Raw genomic sequence first — 18,199 nt, forward strand, 5'->3', positions numbered from 1 at the left:
GGCGGGACGGCCGGTCTGACGTGCCGGGCGCGTGGCCGGGTGAGGGCTGCGGCGCTTCGTGGATTGGCCCTCCTGTTGGAGCGGAATCCACGCAACTCGCTGTCCGGATCGGATTGTCCGCAGCGAATTGTCGGAACGTGGAAGCCAATATAGTGCATATCATTTTTGTATGCAATTTTTGAATTCACTGTGCTACCATGAATCGCACAGAATAGAGCTCTCGGACGAGAGTCAAGGCGCACCGGGACGGTCCGGCGACGCCGGCCCGGCAACCAAGGCACCGCTGGCGCGGCGCTTGCATGATCCGGCGCCATCGCATTCGCGCACTTCCAGCAGGAGACACGCATGGCAGCAACCCTCACGCCCGCTACCGAAACCGCGGCGCGCATCATGGCCTGGGCAGATACCCTGGCCGTCCATACCGAGCAGCCCGGCATGCTCACCCGCACTTATCTCACCGAGGCCCACCACGGCGCCGCCGCGCAGCTGGCCGAGTGGATGCGCGAAGCCGGCATGACGGTGCGCCGCGATGCCGCCGGCAACGTGATCGGCCGCTATGAAGGCACGGCGCCCGGCGCACCGGCGCTGCTTACCGGTTCGCACTTCGACACCGTGCGCGACGGCGGCCGCTACGACGGCAACCTCGGCGTGATCCTGCCGGTCGCCTGCGTGGCCGAGTGGAACCGCCAGGGCAAGCGTTTTCCGTTCGCCATCGAAGTGGTTGGCTTTGCCGAGGAGGAGGGCGTGCGCTTCAAGGCCACGCTGCTGGGCAGCCGCGCCATCGCCGGCACCTTCGACACCAACGTGCTCGACAATGTGGACGACTCCGGCAAGACCATGCGCGAAGTGATGCGCGCGGCCGGTTTCGACCCTGCCGGCCTGCCTGCCGCCGCGCATCGGCGCGAGCAGGTGCTGGCCTTCGTGGAAGTCCATATCGAGCAAGGCCCGGTACTGCTTAATGAAGGGTTGCCGCTGGGCGTGGTGACCGCGATCTCCGGCGCCACCCGTTTCATCGTCGAATTCGAAGGGCTGGCCGGCCACGCCGGCACCGTGCCGATGGACATGCGCCGCGATGCGGCCATGGCCGGCGCGGAGATCGGCCTGTATATCGAGCGCCGCTGCGGTGGCCTGCCGGGCCTGGTGGGCACCATCGGCCAGTTCAACGTGCCCAACGGCGCCGCCAATGTGGTGCCAGGCCGCGCGGTGATCTCCATCGACATCCGCGCCGGCGAAGACGCCGTGCGCCAGGCTGCCGTCAACGACGTGCTGGCGGAGATCGAACGCGTGTGCGCCCGCCGCAATGTGCGTGTGACGGTCCGCAAGACCCATGAAGCCGTGAGCGTGCCGTGCGCGCCCTGGCTGCAGACGCAATGGGCGGATGCCATTGCCCGCCAGGGACTGCCGGTGCGGCACCTGCCCTCGGGCGCCGGGCATGACGCCATGGCCATCGCCGCCATCGCCGACGTGGCGATGCTGTTTGTGCGCTGCGGCAACGGCGGCATCAGCCACCACCCCACCGAGATCATGACTGCTGAAGACGCCGCCAGTGCTGCCGCCGTGTTCAGCGATTTTGTCGAGCATTTCGACAAGTCTTCCGCACGGCAGCAATAAGCGGCGCGGCCAGGCGCCAGCGTCCCCGATCCTGAGAAACCTTCAGATTTTGATTCAGAGATAAAACATGACCGCACGAGACAACGTGAACCCGCTGCAGACCACGCTCACCAACTTCATCGACGCCCAGCGCCCCGCGCAGGAAGCCTTCCTGGCCGAACTGGTCAAGGTGCCGTCCGACAACCCGCCGGGCGACTGCGATGCGCACGGCAAGCGCGCCAAGGTGCTGCTCGAAGGCCTGGGCTTCAAGGTGGAAGCGCACAAGGTGCCTGACGAACTGGTCAAGGCCGCCGGCATGATCAGCGCCACCAACCTGCTGGTGCGCAAGACCTTCGGCAAGGGCGGTCCCACCATCGCCATGAACGCGCACGGCGACGTGGTGCCCCCCGGCCTGGGCTGGACCAAAGACCCGTACGGCGGCGAGATCGCCGACAGCGAGCACGGCCCGGTCATGTACGGCCGTGGCGTGGCCGTGTCCAAGTCGGACTTCGCCACTTACACCTACGCCGTGCTGGCGCTGATGGAAGCCGAGAAGCAAGGCGCCAAGCTCAACGGCACGCTGGAACTGCAGTTCACCTACGACGAGGAAACCGGCGGCGACATCGGTCCCAAGTTCCTGCTCGACCAGGGCCTGAGCAAGCCCGACTACGCCATCTCGGCGGGCTTCTCCTACGGCATCACCTCGGCCCACAACGGCTGCCTGCACGTGGAAGTCACGGTGAAGGGCAAGCAGGGCCACGCTGCAATGCCGCACACCGGCGTGGACGCCATCGAGGCTGCCACCCACATCCTGCAAGCCATCTATGGCCTGCGCGCCGAACTCGCCACGCGCAAGTCGAAGACGCTGGGTATCGACACCGCCACGCTGAACGTCGGCCTGATCAAGGGCGGCATCAACACCAACGTGGTGCCCGACCTGGTGACCTTCCGCGTCGACCGCCGCATGATCCCCGAGGAAATCGGCTTTGACGCCGAAGGCGAACTCCGCGCCGTGGTCGAGAAGGCCGCCAGGGACCGTCCGGGCATCGAGGTCAAGGTCGAGCGCATCATCCTGGCCGAGCCGCTGTCGGAACTGCCGGGCGTGGAGAAACTGATCGGCGCCCTCAAGGGCCGTGCCGAGGAAGTGTTCGGCGTGGAGATCCCGGTGCAGGGCGTGCCGCTTTACACCGATGCGCGCCACTACACCAAGTACGGTATCCCCACCGTGCTGTACGGCGCCGGCCCGCGCACGCTGATGGAAGCGCGYGGCCACAACTCGGATGAGAACCTGCGGCTGAACGACCTGAACCGTGCCACCAAGGTGGTGGCGCTGGCGCTGTCGGACCTGATTGGCTGATGGCTGGCTTCCCCTCCCGCCCGCGGGAGGGGTCGGGGATGCGGGCAGGCGCTTGCCATGCCGCATCCCCGCAACCCTTTGCAGGCAAATTATTCTCAAGAAGAATAACTTTGCCCTGTACAATCAATTTTAAATTCATTAGCGGCATTGCTAATTCAGAAGATCGGCCGCGACTTTCTTCTCCCTCCGCTCCTGCCATCCGCTTGAGCCGGTAACGCCTCCGCATTCCCCAGCAAAACCTCCGCATCACCCGCCGTGCCGACCACTTGCGCTTGATATCAGTGCTCTTATATTATGTTCGTGCTCTGATATACATTGAATCCTCGCAACGTCCCAAGGAGAGATGCGCATGCCGACCCACGCCCGCATGGAGTACACCGATTTCACCAACACCGCCCCTGCCGTAGCCGCCGCCCTGCGCGCCTTGTCCAAGGCCGTGGACGACGCCGGCCTGGACAAGTCCCTGACCGAACTCATCAAGCTGCGCGCCTCGCAGATCAACGGCTGTGCGTTCTGCGTGCAATTCCACCTCAATGCGGCGCGGGGGCTGGGCGCTGACCAGCGCAAGCTGGACCTGGTGGCGGCATGGCGCGATGCCGGGATCTTCAGCGCCCGCGAGCAGGCCGCGCTGGCCTGGACGGAAGCGTTGACGAAGCTGAGCGCGGAAAGTGCTTCCGACGCTGTCTACGTCCAGGTGGCCGGGCAATTCCCCGCGGGCGAACTCGCTCACCTGAGCGCGGCCATCGCCAACATCAACGCCTGGAACCGGATCGCGGTGGGCTTGCGCTTCTCGCCGCCGGCACCGGCGCAGCCCCGGAGCGCCGCATGAACGCCCCCGCGCAAGACGCCACGCAGGCTGGCGATCGCGAGCCGATCCGCTACGTGGACAATGAAGCCGGGGTGCTGGCGTGTTTCCCGCTGATGCATCAACTCCGCCCGCACCTTGCGTCGCCCGAAGAATTTGTGGCACGCTGGCGCCGCCAGGTGGCGGCAGGCTATCGCCTGCTAGCGCTGTGGCAGGGCGGGCGGCCGGTGGCCTTGGCCGGCTTCCGCTTGCAGGACAACCTCGTGCACGGCGTGCATTTCTACGTGGACGACCTCGTCACCGACGAGTCCGCGCGCAGCGGCGGGTACGGCCACCTGCTGATGAACCGGCTCAAGGACGAGGCGCGCGCGCTGGGCTGCGCCAAGCTGGTGCTGGATACGCCGCTGACCAATGTGCTCGGTCACCGCTTCTATTACCGCAACGGCCTGCTGGCCTCCGCGTTGCGCTTCAATATCGCGCTTGCCTGACACGGCCAATCCCGGTGACCGGAGAACCATGACCAAGCTCCTGCATATCAGCGCCAGCGCACGCGGCGAGTCCTCGCTGAGCCGGCAGGCCGCCTCGCGGGTGCTGGCGCAAATCAGGCAGTGCCATCCCGCGCTGACGGTAAGCGAGCGCGACCTTGGCAGCGAACCGCCGCCGCATCCGCCGGCGGCGCTCGTCGAGGCCAGCCTGATGCCGGCGGAGGACCGCGGCGCCGCCGAGCTTGCGGCGCTCGCGCACTCGGAGACGCTGATCGCGGAACTGGAGGCCGCCGAGTTCGTGTTGATCTCCACGCCGATGCACAACTTCACCGTGCCATCCGCGCTCAAGGCGTGGATCGATCATGTGGTGCGGATCAACCGCACGTTTCGTAGCACGCCGGCTGGCAAGGCCGGGCTGCTCGCCGACCGGCCGGTATGGCTGCTCATTACCTGTGGCGGGCCGCTCGATGAAGGCCCCGCGGCCCAGCGCGATTTCCTCACGCCTTACCTGCAGTACGTGCTGGCCTGCATCGGCCTGACCCGTTTCGAAGCGCTGCGGCTGGACCAGATGCGACGCGGCGGCGAACACGTCGCACGCGGCATGGCGCGCGTCGATGCGTGGGCCGGACACCTCGCGCAGCAGCTGAATGGCGCCGGTGGCGGAGCGGCCCGTCCGGACGGCAGCGATCGGCGAGCGCCCCGAACCGGCTGAGCCGCGTCTGCGGCCCGAGTATCCTCCGGCGCATAGCCGGTGCCGTGCCTACCGTCTGGCCGCGCGCTCCACCGGCAGCGTCTCATCGCCATCGCCCAGCGAGCGCTGCATCAGCACCGTATCGATCCACTGGCCATGCTTGAAGCCAACCGACTGCAGCCGGCCGATGGTGCGGAAACCCACCCGCTCGTGCAATGCCAGCGAGCCCGCGCCCTCGCCGCTGGCGGTGCAGGCCACCACTGCCACCATCTGCCGCCACGGGCCGCTTTCGCAGCGCGATACCAGCGCGGCAAGCAACGCCAGCCCCAGGCCCTGGCCACGGAAGCGCTCGTCGATGTAGACCGAATCCTCGATGGCGAAACGGTAGGCGCTGCGTGTCCGGTAGGCGGAAGCATAGGCATAGCCCAGCACTTCGCCGCCGCGCTCGGCCACCAGGTAGGGCAGCCCCTGGCGTTTCACCTCCGCGTGGCGCAGCCGCATATCGTCCACGCCCGGCTCGACTTCCTCGAACGAAGCGCGTCCGTGGCGCACATGGTGGGCATAGATCGCCTGGATGGCGGGGATGTCCGCGGCGGTGGCGTCGCGGATCGAAGGGCTGGCGCAGGCCTGGACGGCAGCGGTGGCGTTGGCCACGGCCAACGGCGTGGCGGAAGCAGCGCTGAGTGTGGCGAGAGGGGCTTTCATGGTGCTGGCGCGGCGCGCGGTCTGGGCAGGTGAGCCGGAAGGCAGATCGGATCCGGGTTGATGGCCGAACGTGGAGGGAAGCCGCGTTATCGGTGTTTATCGGAGCCAACCAGAGCGGCCCGACGCCGCTACCTTACCGTGCGCCGATGCTATAAAGGAAGCTTCGCTGACTTATGCGGCGCATAAGAATTTCTTTGCCATGCGGCATCTCAATCCAGACTTTCTGCAGGCCTTTGCCCTGGTTTGCGAACTGGGCAGCTTTTCGGCAGCCGCCGAGCGCCTGGGCCTGAGCCAGCCGGCGGTCAGCCTGCAGGTCCGCCAGCTCGAACAGCGTTACGGCCTGCGCCTGCTGGAAAGGGTGGGACGCCATGTGCTGCCCACCGCCGCCGGCGAGGACCTGCTGGCGCACGCGCGCGGCGTGGCGGGCGCGCTGGCCGCCGCCGACGACAGCATGGCGCGCCATGCCGGCGGAGCGGTAGGGCGGGTGCGGCTGGGCACTGGCGCCACCGCCTGCATCTACCTGCTGCCGGCAGTCTTGCGCGACCTGCGCCGCGCCATGCCGGCGCTGGAGATCGTGGTCAGCACGGAAAACACCGGCGAGGCGCTCAAGGCGGTGGAAGACAACGCGCTTGACCTGGCCTTCGTTACGCTGCCGGCCTCGGGCCGGATGTTCGACATCACGCCCGTGCTGGAAGACCCGTTCGTTGCCATCGGGCCGGCCGACGGCGATCCGTTGCCCGCCACCGTGGCGCCCGCCGATCTTGCCGGCCGGCCGCTGGTGCTGTTCTCGCCGGGTGGCAATACGCGCCGGCTGGTGGATGAGTGGTTCCTGCGCGCCGGCATCAGCGCGCGCCCTGTCATGGAGCTGGACAGCGTCGAAGCGATCAAGGAACTGGTCGGCGCCGGGCTGGGTTACTCGGTGCTGCCCGGCATGGCCTTGCCGCCCGGCCAGCCGCGCGCCCGCATCGCCGTGCGCCCGCTTGCGCCGCCGCTGGCGCGCACGCTGGCGCTGGTGCTGCGCCACGACAAGCCGCTGCGTGCCGGACTGCGCGCCACGGTGGCGGCCTTGCTGCGGCTGGCGCCGGAAAAGCACGGCGCGGACTGAACGGACATGCCCCGCCGCAGCGGGGCATGCGGGCGCGCGGCGCCGCTTGTATAGTGCGGGTTTCAGCCCCAGGCGCGCGGGCTCGCTCGGCCGGCCATCGCAATGCCAGCGCGCGCCGGGCCGCCCCGACACCGAACCAGGAGTACCGTCATGATCACCATCTATCACAACCCCCGTTGCTCGAAATCGCGCGAAACCCTGGCGCTGGTCGAGGCCGCCGCAACCCGGCTGGGCGAGCCCGTGGAGATCGTGGAGTACCTGAAGACGCCACCCACGCTGTCCACCCTCAAGCAGCTTCACACCATGCTGGGCGTGCCGGTGAGGGAGATGGTGCGCGACAACGAGGCGCCCTACAAAGAGCTGGGGCTGGCCGATCCGGGCCTGACCGATGCCGAGGTGCTGGGCGCGGTGGCCGACCATCCCATCCTGCTGCAGCGCCCGGTGGTGGTGCGCAACCGCCGCGCCGCGATTGGCCGTCCGCCCGAGAATGTGGCGCCCTTGCTGGCCTGAGCCAGGCTTGTCCCGGCCGCGGGCCCGGCAAACCGCGGCCCCTGAATAAAACCGGCCCCCACGCAAGGTGGGGGCCGGCCCGGTCAGGGAGGCTGTACTGCTTCAGGCGGGTCGTCTAAGGAACACCCAGCCAGTGCATGGCCTCCTGACCGAAAGCGATTGCCGCGAGGACCACCAGCAGGATCACCAGGGTCAGCGCGCTGACGTAAACAATGGCCTTGGCGACTTCGGCGTCGTCTTCGAGGGAGTGCGGGCGCGTGGATTCGCGCGTCGAGGGCGTCCCGTGCGGCCAGTGCAACCGGCCGGCCAACTGCCTGAGGTGCAGGTCGGGGTGGAAACGCATGGGCGACACCTCCTGGGCGTGGCACGCGAGGCCGTATATGGCTTGGCGACGCGGCCGCCCTGAGATCGGGTGGGTTCGAATGCCAGTTCGGATGCCATATACGTCTTAACTATAGCTGGCGCGCCACAGGATGCGAGGCCGGCGCATGCCGGCGCCGGGAATCCGCGCGTGAGCCGGTTCAGGCCGCGGGGGGAGCGGGCGGGCCGTCGCTTGCGGGCACGGCCTGTGCAGCGGCGAGCCTGGCCTCCCGGGCCTTCAATTCGGTAAGCATGTTGCAAAACAGCGCACCCTGCTCCAGCGCATCGTCCAGCGCCACATGGGTGTGCGGCAGCGGATCTTTCCATTCGGCCGGCAGCGCCGGCTTGACGGTCTTGCGGTAGGGCAGCCCGGTCATGGCGAATGCCATCGTCTTGATGTCAAGCGCCGCCCAGCCAAACGGCGAGCGGCCGGCGAAACGCATCATGTACCAGAACATCCAGGTGAAATCGAAGCCGGCCGGGAAGGCCACGAAGACTGGCTTGCCGGGCAGGCTCTCCACCCATTCCACGTAGCGCACCATGGCCCGCTCGGGCGGCTCCGGGTTCTGCCGGCAGGCTGCCCAGGCTTCCGGCTGGGTTTGCCACCACTGCATCTGCGCCGGATGCCCGGCGGCGCCCGGCAGCGTCTCCAGGTTGGCCGAGAAGGTGCTCACCACGGTCTTGTCCGCCAGCATCGCGGCGGAGGCGAAGGACAACATGGAGTGCGGGCCGGGGATCGGGCCGTCGGCTTCCACGTCGGTGCTCACATAGATTTCGGGGCGGGTGTCGGGTGCCTGTCGCTTGGCCATGGCATGCCTTGGAATAGGGATTCGGAAAGCGCGGCGTGCGGGGGCTCAGCCGACGTCGATCAGGTGGTCCGCCACATAGGGATTGTTCTTGCGCTCCTCGGCAAACGTGGAGACAGGCCCGTGGCCGGGCACGAAGGTTACGTCGCCGCCCAGCGGCCACAAATGGGTGCGGATCGAGCGGATCAGGTCGGCGTGGTTGCCGCGCGGGAAGTCGGTACGGCCGATCGAGCCCGCGAACAGTACGTCGCCCACGATGGCGAGCCGGTGCGCGCGCGAGAAAAACACCACGTGGCCGGGCGTGTGGCCGGGGCAATGGTAGACCTCCAGCGTCTCGCTGCCGAACTGCACGGTGTCGCCCGTGTCCAGCCAGCGCTGCGGCTCGAAGATCTCGGCGTGGCTAAAGCCAAAACGGCGCGTCTGCTCCGGCAATTGCTCGATCCAGAAGCGCTCGTCCTCGTGCGGCCCTTCGATCGGGATCCCAAGCTCGCGCGCCAGCGATGCCGCCCCGGCGCAGTGGTCCACGTGCCCGTGCGTGAGGAAGATCTTCTCCAGCGTCACGCCGTGTTCCTTGACCGCGGCATGGATGCGGTCAAGGTCGCCGCCGGGATCGGTCACCGCGGCGCGGCCAGTGGTCTCGTCGATCAGCAGCGTGCAGTTCTGCTGGAAGGGCGTCACGGGAATCAGTAGGACTTGCATGGAGCGAAAGTTGGAGGGGAGACAGGGAGCCAGGGCCGGATACGAGCGCCGCATGCACCACAAAAATCGAGGGCGAAGGATGGCTCGCGATCGGAACAGTGGTCGCATTGTAGCGTCGGGCCTGTAAAAAGGTGCCGCGCCCGACAGCGTCGGAAGGGCATGAAGCAATGCGCGAAGCACACCGCGAAAGCCTTGTCAGGACTGGCCTGGCGCCTGGCAAGCGCCGAATCGGGTACGGTTTGTGCCGCGCGTTACAGACAATTCGTAACAAAATCAAGGCCATAGGTGTAACTGCGTGATGCTAGACTCCCGCGATGCGTTGGTTACAACTCCCCCTTTCCCGCCCCGCGCGGATCGTCCGCCTGTGCGTGCATGCCACGTGCGCGCTGGCGCTTGCCGCTTGTGCGATCCCACCGGGCGATCAAACGCAGGAGGGCGTGCCCACCGCCGCCACGCCGGGGACTGCCAAGCCGGCCAAGCCTGCCAAAGTTGCCAAGGGCGAGAAAAACGGCGCCTCGGACAAAGCCCCGAAGGACAGCAGCAATGGCTGGGGCCTGTATCGCTGGGGCGGCGACGCGCAGGGGGATGGCGTGGGATCGTTCGAGGGCCTGCGGCCCGACCTGGGCTCCTATGAGCAGCGCGGCATGGCGTCCTGGTATGGCAAGGGTTTCCATGGCCGCAAGACGGCCAATGGCGAGCGCTTCGATATGCGGGCGATGACTGCCGCGCATCCCTCGCTGCCGCTCGATAGCTGGGTGCTGGTGCGCAACCTGCGCAATGGCAAGGTGGCGGTGGTCCGCATCAACGATCGCGGGCCGTATCACAGCAACCGCGTGCTCGACGTCTCTTTTGGCGCGGCCAAGCGCCTCGGTTTTACCGATCACGGCTCCACCCAGGTGGAGATCCGGCGCCTGTCGCGCTCCGAGGTAGCGGCGCTGGGGCCGCAGATCGCGCCGAGCGGCGACGATGCGGGCGATAGTGGCGACGATGCCACGACCGACTCCGAACTGGCCGACAACCCGGCCAGTCCCGTGCGCGCGGCCCGCAAGACGCGCAAGCCGGCGGCCCGGCGCAAGAGCCGCTGAGCCGGGATGCGGACCATGCAGGCATGCCAGGTCCGCGACGCCGTCGGCTTATGCGCCGATGCGGTCATCAGGCACCCGGACGATTCACTCGGTAGCCGCCTCGCCATCCCCGTCGCCCTCGCCGTGCCCCGCCCGCCGGGCCAGCGCCAGCCGGTACAGCGCATCGGTGGAAGCGCCGGTAATGGCGGCGGCGAGCTTGGCGGCCCGCTTGGCCGGCAACTCGGCCAGCAGCAGCTCCAGCACCTGCTGTGCGCGGGCGTCAGGCTGGCCGGCATCCGCTGCCTTAGCCGACGCGCCTTCCACCACCAGCACGAACTCGCCCTTGGCGCGCGATGCATCCGCGGCCAGCCAGGCTGGCGCCTCGCTCACCGGCAGCACCTTGATTTCCTCGAACAGCTTGGTCAGTTCGCGGCCAATCAGCAGCCGCCTGTCCGGCGGCAGCGCGGCGGCCAGCGCCGCCAGCGTGTCGGCAATGCGGTGCGGCGCCTCATAGACCACCCAGGCGTGATCGAGCGCGGCCAGTCCGGCGATGGCCTCGCTGCGCGCGCGCGCCTTGGACGGCAGGAAGCCGGCAAAGGTGAAACGTCCGTCGCCGCTGTCGAGCATCTCGCCCGCTACCGACAAGGCCGCCACGGCCGCGCTCGGGCCGGGCAGCGGCACCACCGCGTGGCCGGCCGCGCGCGCCGCTTCCACCAGCCGCGCGCCCGGATCGGAGATACCGGGCGTGCCGGCGTCGGACACGTAGGCAATGCGCTCGCCAGCGGCCAGCCGCGCGTTGATGCGCTCCGCCGCTTCGCGTTCGTTGTGCTCGTGCACCGCCAGCAGCGGGCGGTGCAGGCCAACGCGCGTGAGCAGCTGGCCGGTATTGCGGGTGTCCTCGCAGGCGATGGCGTCGGCCAGGCCGAGCACGTGCAGTGCCCGCAGGGAGAGATCGGCCAGGTTGCCGATCGGGGTAGCCACCACGTACAGGGTGCCGGACGGGTAGGACTGGCCGGCCGCCAGGGAGATCCAGTCAGTCATGCTTGAGAACTTCCGTTGAATCCATCATTCAAATCCACGATGTCCCCGGCACAGGCGCGGGGCGCTCGCGCCGAGGGACGCGCGCTGGCTTACCTGGAAAGGCAGGGCCTGGCGCTCGTGGTTCGCAATTATCGCTGCAAAGGCGGCGAGATCGACCTGATCATGCGCGAGGCCGACGGTACGCTGGTTTTTGTGGAAGTGCGCCAGCGCGCCAGCCGCGCCTTCGGCGGCGCGGCTGCCAGTGTCACACCGGCCAAGCAGCGGCGCATCCTGCTGGCCGCGGAGCATTACCTCGCCGCGCAGGCGGAACCAGGCGCCGCGCCGCGCTGCCGGCTCGATGTGGTGGCGCTGGAGCCGGGGCGGCTCGAATGGATTCGCGACGCCTTCGATGCCGGCGCGGCGCCATGAAGCGCGGGGGAGCCCGGGCGCCTGCGTCATAATGCGCAATATCTTGCGGCGCGTGCCGCATTTGAAAAGCGTTTGAAAACAAGAAGGCCGATCGAGCCATGCATATCGATAGCATCCAGCAGCATTTCTTCGACAGCGCAGAGACCAAGCGCCAGGCCGCGCCGCTGATGGCGCCCCACATCGCCGCGGCGATCGAGCGGCTGGTGGGCGCGCTCACCAGCGGCAACAAGATCCTGGTCTGCGGCAACGGCGGCTCGGCCTCCGACGCCCAGCATTTCGCCGCCGACCTGATCGGCCGCTTCGAGCGCGAGCGCCCCGGCCTGGCCGCGATCGCCCTGACGACCGACAGTTCGATCCTTACCGCCATCGGCAACGACTACGATTTCAGCCTGGTGTTCTCCAAGCAGGTGGAAGCCCTCGGCCAGCCCGGCGACGTGCTGCTCGCGATTTCCACCTCCGGCAACGCCGCCAACGTGCTCGCCGCGGTGCAGGCTGCCAAGCAGCGCGACATGAGCGTGGTGGCCCTGACCGGCATGGGCGGCGGCGAGCTCGCCGGCCTGCTGGACGAATTCGACGTCAACTTGTGCGTGCCCAGCGAGCGCGCCCCGCGTATCCAGGAAGTGCACCTGCTGACCCTGCATTGCCTGTGCGACGGCATCGACGAGGCGCTGCTGGGCGAGGGCTGAGCCCGCCGCCGATAGCGCCTCGCTTTCTCGCCCCTGAATTTCGCTCCCGAAGCAACCACAGCCCATTTTTGCCTCACCGCTACAAGCAAGGACCGCATGACGACTCTGCCCAACTCGCGTGAATCCCGCACCTCCCGGCCGGCCGGGACCCTGCCACGCCTGGCCCGCACCGCGACGATGGTGGCGGCACTGACCGTTGCGGCCACGCAGCTCACCGGTTGCTTCCCGGTCATCGCCGCCGGCGTGGCCAGTGGCGTGACCGTGGCCACCGACCGCCGGCCAACCACCACCCAGACCATCGACCGCGGCCTGCAGCTGGAGGCCGATAGCACGCTGAGTTCGCGCTACAACGGCCAGGCGCGCGTGAGCGTGTCGGTCTTTAACCGCAAGGTGCTGCTGACCGGCGAGGCCAAGGACGCCGCTGTCAAGCAGCAGATCGACAAATATGTGCGAGGCCTGCCCAACGCGCGCGAGGTGATCGACGAGCTCGAAATCGTGCCGTCGCCCTCGTTCGCCACGCAGAGCGAGGACACCTACATCACCAGCAAGGTCAAGACCATGCTGATCACCGCCGAAGGCGTGCCCTCGAACTCGATCAAGATCGTCACGGAGAAGGGTGTGGTCTACATGCTTGGCATCGTCACGCCGCCCGAAGGCGAACGCGCCACCGATGTGGCCCGCAATGCCAGCGGCGTCACCAAGGTGGTAAAGGCCTTCGACTATGTGACCGAAGCCGAGAGCGGCAGGCTCGACGCTGCCGCCACCGGGCGGACCACGCCGCCGGATACCACTTCCGGCACGCCCGCACCGGTGCAATCCGCGCCGCCCGCGCCAGAGGCGGCCCCTGGCGCCACGACCACCCCGGTCGCGTCGCCGGTAGCCTCGCCGGTGGCATTGCCGCCCGGCCGCAACCTGCCCTGAACGGCCGGCGCRTCGGGCCAGCCCTGGCTCCCGCGCCAGCCTGGCCGTGCGCCGCGTGCATTGCCGCGCGGCGTACCCATTACAGCGCCTCGCGCTGCGGCCGCAGTTTCAGGCGGCCGGTTCACGCGCCACTTCCCCGCCGCTCGCCGCCTTCTCCGGGCATCACCGGGCGCACTTCGATCTGAGGTTTTCGCATCACATGCGCGCGCCCGGTGTGTTAGGGTAGGCACGCCCTCGCGGCGCGATCCCGGAGCGAACACGATGATCCAGCCCCCCCTACTTGCCGCCTTGGCGGCGCTGGTGTTACTGGCCTTGCCCGGCGGCGCGCAAGCACAGGCGCCCGACGCCGCCGCGCTGCAAGCGCGCAACTGGGCCGCCGCGTGCGCCGGCTGCCACGGCCCCGCGGGCCGCGCGCCCGCGGGGAGCCCGGTGCCGGGCCTCGCCGGCCGCGACAAGTCCGAGCTGGTCCGGCAGATGCAGGACTTCAGGCAAGGCAAGCGCGAAGCCACGGTGATGCAGCAGATCGCCAAGGGCTACAGCGACCAGCAGATCGAAGCCATCGCGGGCTGGTTCGCCGCCGTGCGCTAAGCGCGCCGGCTTGCAACCCGGCAAGGAGACCCTCAGATGCAAAGACGTGAATTCCTCGGCGCGCTCGCCGGCACTGCCGCGCTCGGCGCATTCGGCGCGCAAGCGGCCAGCGCTACCGGCAAGGCAAAGGTGGTGGTGGTGGGCGGCGGCTATGGCGGCGCCACCGCAGCGCGTTACCTGCGCGAATGGAGCGGCCAAGGTATTGAGGTCACGCTGGTCGAGCCCAACGCCAGCCTGGTCTCCTGCCCGCTGTCCAACCTCGTGCTCGCCGGCAGCAAGCGCATCGGTGACATCACCCTCTCCTACGAAGCGCTGGCGAAGCGCCACGGCGTGAACGTGGTGCGCGACCATGTCAACGCGATCGACCCGGCGCGCAGGGTGGTGCGCCTCGCCGGCGGCGGCACGCTGCCCTACGACCGGCTGGTGCTGTCGCCCGGCGTGGATGTGCTCTCTGGCGAGATTCCGGGCCTCGCCCAGCCAGGCGGCGAGCAGATTCTCCACGCCTGGAAGGCCGGCCCGCAAACGGTGGATTTGCGCCGCCAGCTGGAAGCGATGCCCGATGGCGGCACCTTCGCCATCACCATTCCGCTCGCGCCCTACCGCTGCCCGCCCGGGCCCTACGAACGCGCCTGCCTGGTCGCGGACTATTTCAGCCAGGCCAAGCCGCGCAGCAAGGTGCTGATCCTCGACGCCAATCCCGACGTCACCTCCAAGGGCGCGCTGTTCAAGCAGGTCTGGGCCACGCGCTACAAAGGCATGATCGAGTACCGGCCGCAGTACAACACCATCGACGTGGACCCCGCCACCCGCACGCTCAAGTTCGAGGTGCAGGACGACGAGCGCGCCGATGTGCTCAATGTGCTGCCGCCGCAGCGCGCCGGCGCCATCGCCGTGGCAAGCGGGCTGGCTACCGCCAACGGCCGCTGGTGCGAGGTCGACTTCCTTACCTTCGAATCGATCGCCGTGCCCGACATTCACATGCTCGGCGACGCCATCCAGATCGCGCCGCTGATGCCCAAGTCGGGCCATATGGCCAACCAGCACGGCAAGGTGGCGGCGGCGGCCATCGTGTCGCTGCTCGCCGGCCAGGCGCCGAACTCCGAGCCGCTTTACAACAACACTTGCTACAGCTTCACGTCCGCGCGCGAAGCGATCCACATCGCCAGCGTGCATCGCTATGATGCAGCGCAGAAGACCATGGTCACGGTGCCGGGCGCGGGCGGCTTGTCGGCTGCGCCGAACGCGCTGGAAGGCACCTATGCGCAGGCATGGGCGGATGCCATCTGGACCGACATGCTCGGTTGAACGCCCGGCAGGACAACCACGGCGCGCACCGGTGACGGTGCGCGTTGCATATGTCTCCGAGATCGCAGTCAGCCCCGCATCCGGAAACGCGGCGCAAAGGGGTAAACACTATATGCGCAATCACGCATATACGAATATATTGGACGGCATGGACGAGATGGATCGCGTGTTCGAGAAAGTGTCGGGGTATTTCAGTCTGCTGGCGGAACCCACCAGGCTGAAGATCCTGCACGCCCTGTGCGATGGCGAGAAGCCGGTTGGCACCGTGGTGGAAACGGTGGGCTCTTCGCAGACCAATGTCTCGCGGCATCTCACCGCGATGTACCGCGCGGGCGTGCTGTCGCGCCGCAAGGAAGCCAACCTCGTGTTCTACGCCATCGAGGACGAGAGCGTGATTGAGCTGTGCCGCACGGTCTGCGTGCAGGTGGCCAGCCGGCTGGAAGACAGCGCCTTGCCCGCGGGCATGGTCGACCGCTTCATGCCGCAGGCCGCACCGGCGCCGCGCCGCCGTAGCCGCTGAGGCCAGGCGCGTACCGGGGCGCAGGGCAACCGCATTCACGTTCGCACGCAGGTTGTACGGCGGCAGCCCGCATCCGCGGGCGCCGGCCGATAACAGGTTGGCCGACGGCGCTTGCGCGCCGGACGAGCGGACCGGAGGAGACCGCAGTGCCGGAACAGATCCGCCCCGGGCGCATCGTGCGTGCGCCGGAGCATTTCATCAGCGCATCGTTGCAGCAGGACATCGCGCAACATGGCCTGGGCACGCCGGACAGCCCGCGCCGCGACTTCCTGCGCAAGAGCTTCCTGGGCGCCGCGGCCGCGCTGGCCGCCGGTGCCGGCGGCAGGACGCGCGCAGCGCAAAGCGCCGGCGACGACGCCATCCTCACGCCGCAACCCTGGGCCACCACGCTGGGCCAGCCGGTTGCCGCGCACCCCTACGGCCAGCCCTCCGCCTACGAGAAAAACCTGGTGCGGCGCGAGTCGCCGGGGCTGACCCGTGTGTCCGCCGCTTCTGTTTCCTTCGCGCCGCTGCAAGGCTTCTTCGGCATCATCACGCCCAACGGGCTGCATTTCGAGCGTCATCACCAGGGCTGGCAGGACATCGATCCGGCCCGCCACCGCCTGATGTTCAATGGCCTGGTGAAAGCGCCGCGCGTCTACACCATGGACGATCTGATGCGCCTGCCGGCGGTGTCGCGCATGCACTTCATCGAGTGCGGCGCCAACACCGGCATGGAGTGGGGCAACGTGGCGGTGCCCACGGTGCAATACACCCACGGCATGCTGTCCTGCTGCGAATTCACCGGCGTGCCGCTCAAGGTCCTGCTCGACGATGCCGGTGCCGACTTCAAGCGCGGGCGCTACCTGCTTGCCGAAGGCGGCGACGGATCGGGCATGACGCGCACCATCCCGATGGCGCTGGCCGACGAGATCATCGTCGCATGGGGCATGAACGGCGAGATGCTGCGTCCCGAGAACGGCTATCCGCTGCGGCTGGTGGTACCCGGCGTGCAGGGCGTGTCGTGGGTCAAGTGGCTGCGCCGGCTGGAGCTGGGCGACCAGCCGTGGAACACCAAGGACGAGACCGTGCACTACGTCGACATGATGCCCGACGGCATGCTGCGCCAGTACACCTCGATCCAGGAATGCAAATCCGTCATCACCACGCCTTCGGGCGGTCAGCAGATGGTGGGCCCCGGCTTCTACAACATCAGCGGCCTGGCGTGGTCCGGGCGCGGGCGGGTGAAGCGAGTGGATGTTTCCGTCGACGGCGGCCGCAACTGGCGCACCGCGCGGCTGGAAACGCCGGTGCTGTCCAAATGCCTGACGCGCTTCAACCTGGACTGGGCGTGGGACGGCGCCCCCGCCATCCTGCAAAGCCGCGCCATCGACGAGACCGGCTATGTGCAGCCCCGCATGGCGCAGCTGCGCGCGGTGCGCGGCACGCGCTCGATCTATCACAACAACGCCATCCAGAGCTGGCAGGTGGCCGGCAGCGGCGAGGTCTCCAATGTCCACGTTGATTAAGGCCGCCCGCGCCGCGCTGTTTGCCGCCGCCGTGGCGCTGGGCGGGCAGGCGTCGATCGCCGCGACGCCGGCGGAAGCCGCGCGCGCCGCGCTGGGCCGCGCCGCGACGCCGGCCGAGGTCGGGGCATGGGACATCGATGTGCGTCCCGATTTCCAGGGCCTGCCCAAGGGCAGCGGCACGGTGTCGCAGGGACAGAAAATCTGGGATGGCAAATGCGCCTCCTGCCATGGCGATTTCGGTGAATCCAACGAGGTCTTCTCGCCCATCGTCGGCGGCACCACCACCGAGGACATCAAGCGCGGACGGGTGGCTTCGCTGACCGGCAACCAGCCGTATCGCACCACGCTGATGAAAGTCAGCACCGTCAGCACGCTGTGGGACTACATCCACCGCGCGATGCCCTGGAACGCACCGCGCAGCCTGTCCGCCGACGAGGTCTACGCGGTCACCGCCTACCTGCTCAACCTGGGCGATATCGTGCCGGCGGATTTCACGCTGTCGGAGCGCAACATCGCCGTGGTGCAGCAGACCATGCCGAACCGCAACGGCATGACCCTGCAACATGGCTTGTGGCCCGGGCGCGGCCAGCCGGATACGCGTAATACGGCGTGCATGAAGGATTGCGCGGGAACGGTGGAGGTGGCGTCGGCGATGCCGGCCTACGCGCGCGATGCCCACGGCGATCTGGCCGCGCAGCAGCGCACGGTGGGACCCACGCGCGGCGTGGCGATCGGAACCGCCGCGAGCGCGCCCGCGGCGGCCGCGCCGGACGAGAAGGCCGGCGCGAAACTGGCCAGCCAGTACCAGTGCATGGCCTGCCACGCCACGGACCGCAAGCTGGTTGGCCCGAGCTTTACCGAGATCGCGCGCAAGTACAACGGACAGGAAGTGCGGGACACGCTGGCTCACAAGATCAGGGCGGGCGGACAGGGCGCCTGGGGCAGCATGCCGATGCCGCCCCAGGCGCAGATTCCCGATTCCGACCTGCGCACCGTGGTGGGGTGGATTCTTGAGGCAAAATAGCGGACTGGCCGCCACCATGCC

21 protein-coding genes are annotated in these 18,199 nt (G+C 68.3%); 16 read left to right on the plus strand and 5 right to left on the minus strand.

Translation table 11 applies throughout. The annotated features are described in order from the left end of the window. Positions 1-345: 345 nt before the first annotated feature. The 5 genes from AC1DN0_RS01425 to AC1DN0_RS01445 all read left to right on the plus strand — a co-directional run bounded on the left by AC1DN0_RS01425 (position 346) and on the right by AC1DN0_RS01445 (position 4,949). On the plus strand, positions 346-1,611 hold the full coding sequence (locus tag AC1DN0_RS01425) for an allantoate amidohydrolase (protein ID WP_441637260.1): 1,266 nt from the start codon (positions 346-348) through the stop codon (positions 1,609-1,611). Between the two features lie 67 nt (positions 1,612-1,678). Then, positions 1,679-2,947: a M20/M25/M40 family metallo-hydrolase gene (locus tag AC1DN0_RS01430; RefSeq protein ID WP_441637258.1), complete on the plus strand. Its 1,269-nt coding sequence runs from the start codon at positions 1,679-1,681 to the stop codon at positions 2,945-2,947. 349 nt (positions 2,948-3,296) lie between these two features. Beyond that, complete coding sequence (locus AC1DN0_RS01435) at positions 3,297-3,776, plus strand: carboxymuconolactone decarboxylase family protein (RefSeq protein ID WP_441637256.1); 480 nt, start codon at positions 3,297-3,299, stop codon at positions 3,774-3,776. Beyond that, positions 3,773-4,240: a GNAT family N-acetyltransferase gene (locus AC1DN0_RS01440; protein WP_441637254.1), complete on the plus strand. Its 468-nt coding sequence runs from the start codon at positions 3,773-3,775 to the stop codon at positions 4,238-4,240. Before AC1DN0_RS01435 ends, AC1DN0_RS01440 begins: the two co-directional genes overlap by 4 nt. A 28-nt stretch (positions 4,241-4,268) precedes the next feature. After that, positions 4,269-4,949: an FMN-dependent NADH-azoreductase gene (locus tag AC1DN0_RS01445; RefSeq protein WP_441637252.1), complete on the plus strand. Its 681-nt coding sequence runs from the start codon at positions 4,269-4,271 to the stop codon at positions 4,947-4,949. 48 nt (positions 4,950-4,997) lie between these two features. Here AC1DN0_RS01445 and AC1DN0_RS01450 read toward each other — a convergent pair whose 3' ends face one another. Continuing rightward, positions 4,998-5,633 (minus strand): GNAT family N-acetyltransferase, encoded by a 636-nt coding sequence (locus tag AC1DN0_RS01450; protein WP_441637250.1) that lies wholly within the window; start codon positions 5,631-5,633, stop codon positions 4,998-5,000. A 199-nt stretch (positions 5,634-5,832) separates the two neighbouring features. On the opposite strand from AC1DN0_RS01450, the gene AC1DN0_RS01455 reads away from it, so the two are divergent. Both AC1DN0_RS01455 and arsC read left to right on the plus strand, forming a co-directional pair. After that, positions 5,833-6,738: a LysR family transcriptional regulator gene (locus AC1DN0_RS01455; protein WP_477102470.1), complete on the plus strand. Its 906-nt coding sequence runs from the start codon at positions 5,833-5,835 to the stop codon at positions 6,736-6,738. Positions 6,739-6,888: 150 nt separating this feature from the next. Continuing rightward, complete coding sequence (gene arsC / locus AC1DN0_RS01460) at positions 6,889-7,248, plus strand: arsenate reductase (glutaredoxin) (RefSeq protein WP_035873204.1); 360 nt, start codon at positions 6,889-6,891, stop codon at positions 7,246-7,248. A gap of 115 nt (positions 7,249-7,363) precedes the next feature. Here the strand turns inward: arsC and AC1DN0_RS01465 are convergent, their stop codons facing one another. The 3 genes from AC1DN0_RS01465 to AC1DN0_RS01475 all read right to left on the minus strand — a co-directional run bounded on the left by AC1DN0_RS01465 (position 7,364) and on the right by AC1DN0_RS01475 (position 9,113). Then, complete coding sequence (locus tag AC1DN0_RS01465; RefSeq protein ID WP_035873207.1) at positions 7,364-7,591, minus strand: hypothetical protein; 228 nt, start codon at positions 7,589-7,591, stop codon at positions 7,364-7,366. 178 nt (positions 7,592-7,769) lie between these two features. After that, positions 7,770-8,417 carry a 3'-5' exonuclease family protein gene (locus AC1DN0_RS01470; protein ID WP_441637333.1) on the minus strand — a complete coding sequence of 216 codons (648 nt, stop codon included), beginning with the start codon at positions 8,415-8,417 and terminating at the stop codon, positions 7,770-7,772. A gap of 45 nt (positions 8,418-8,462) precedes the next feature. Further along, a complete protein-coding gene (locus tag AC1DN0_RS01475; protein WP_441637335.1) occupies positions 8,463-9,113 on the minus strand; it encodes an MBL fold metallo-hydrolase in 651 nt (216 codons plus the stop codon). A 314-nt stretch (positions 9,114-9,427) separates the two neighbouring features. Here AC1DN0_RS01475 and AC1DN0_RS01480 point away from each other — a divergent pair, with 314 nt between their 5' ends. Continuing rightward, positions 9,428-10,198, plus strand: a complete 771-nt coding sequence (locus tag AC1DN0_RS01480) for a septal ring lytic transglycosylase RlpA family protein (RefSeq protein WP_441637337.1) — start codon at positions 9,428-9,430, stop codon at positions 10,196-10,198. 84 nt (positions 10,199-10,282) lie between these two features. Here the strand turns inward: AC1DN0_RS01480 and rsmI are convergent, their stop codons facing one another. Continuing rightward, positions 10,283-11,218 (minus strand): 16S rRNA (cytidine(1402)-2'-O)-methyltransferase, encoded by a 936-nt coding sequence (rsmI, locus tag AC1DN0_RS01485; RefSeq protein ID WP_441637339.1) that lies wholly within the window; start codon positions 11,216-11,218, stop codon positions 10,283-10,285. A 39-nt stretch (positions 11,219-11,257) separates the two neighbouring features. Between rsmI and AC1DN0_RS01490 the strand changes: the two genes are divergently transcribed. The 8 genes from AC1DN0_RS01490 (at position 11,258) to AC1DN0_RS01525 (ending at position 18,178) form a co-directional block, all read left to right on the plus strand. After that, positions 11,258-11,626 (plus strand): YraN family protein, encoded by a 369-nt coding sequence (locus AC1DN0_RS01490; RefSeq protein ID WP_441637341.1) that lies wholly within the window; start codon positions 11,258-11,260, stop codon positions 11,624-11,626. A 98-nt stretch (positions 11,627-11,724) separates the two neighbouring features. After that, the gene (locus AC1DN0_RS01495) at positions 11,725-12,312 is read left to right on the plus strand and encodes a phosphoheptose isomerase (protein WP_035873219.1); all 588 of its coding nucleotides are present in this window, start codon (positions 11,725-11,727) and stop codon (positions 12,310-12,312) included. Positions 12,313-12,408: 96 nt separating this feature from the next. Then, entirely contained in the window at positions 12,409-13,233 is an 825-nt protein-coding gene (locus AC1DN0_RS01500) for a BON domain-containing protein (protein ID WP_441637343.1), read from the plus strand. A gap of 261 nt (positions 13,234-13,494) precedes the next feature. Continuing rightward, positions 13,495-13,821, plus strand: coding sequence for a c-type cytochrome (locus AC1DN0_RS01505; RefSeq protein WP_477102471.1), 327 nt, complete (start codon positions 13,495-13,497; stop codon positions 13,819-13,821). A gap of 36 nt (positions 13,822-13,857) precedes the next feature. Next, positions 13,858-15,126, plus strand: coding sequence for an FCSD flavin-binding domain-containing protein (locus AC1DN0_RS01510; RefSeq protein WP_441637626.1), 1,269 nt, complete (start codon positions 13,858-13,860; stop codon positions 15,124-15,126). 112 nt (positions 15,127-15,238) lie between these two features. Then, positions 15,239-15,646, plus strand: a complete 408-nt coding sequence (locus tag AC1DN0_RS01515; RefSeq protein ID WP_035873232.1) for an ArsR/SmtB family transcription factor — start codon at positions 15,239-15,241, stop codon at positions 15,644-15,646. A 146-nt stretch (positions 15,647-15,792) separates the two neighbouring features. Next, positions 15,793-17,154 carry a sulfite dehydrogenase gene (gene soxC, locus AC1DN0_RS01520; protein ID WP_441637628.1) on the plus strand — a complete coding sequence of 454 codons (1,362 nt, stop codon included), beginning with the start codon at positions 15,793-15,795 and terminating at the stop codon, positions 17,152-17,154. Next, positions 17,138-18,178: a c-type cytochrome gene (locus tag AC1DN0_RS01525; RefSeq protein WP_477102472.1), complete on the plus strand. Its 1,041-nt coding sequence runs from the start codon at positions 17,138-17,140 to the stop codon at positions 18,176-18,178. The genes soxC and AC1DN0_RS01525 overlap by 17 nt, the downstream gene beginning before the upstream one ends. The last annotated feature ends 21 nt before the right edge of the window (positions 18,179-18,199 follow it).

Source organism: Cupriavidus sp. 05N39, from assembly GCF_056397325.1.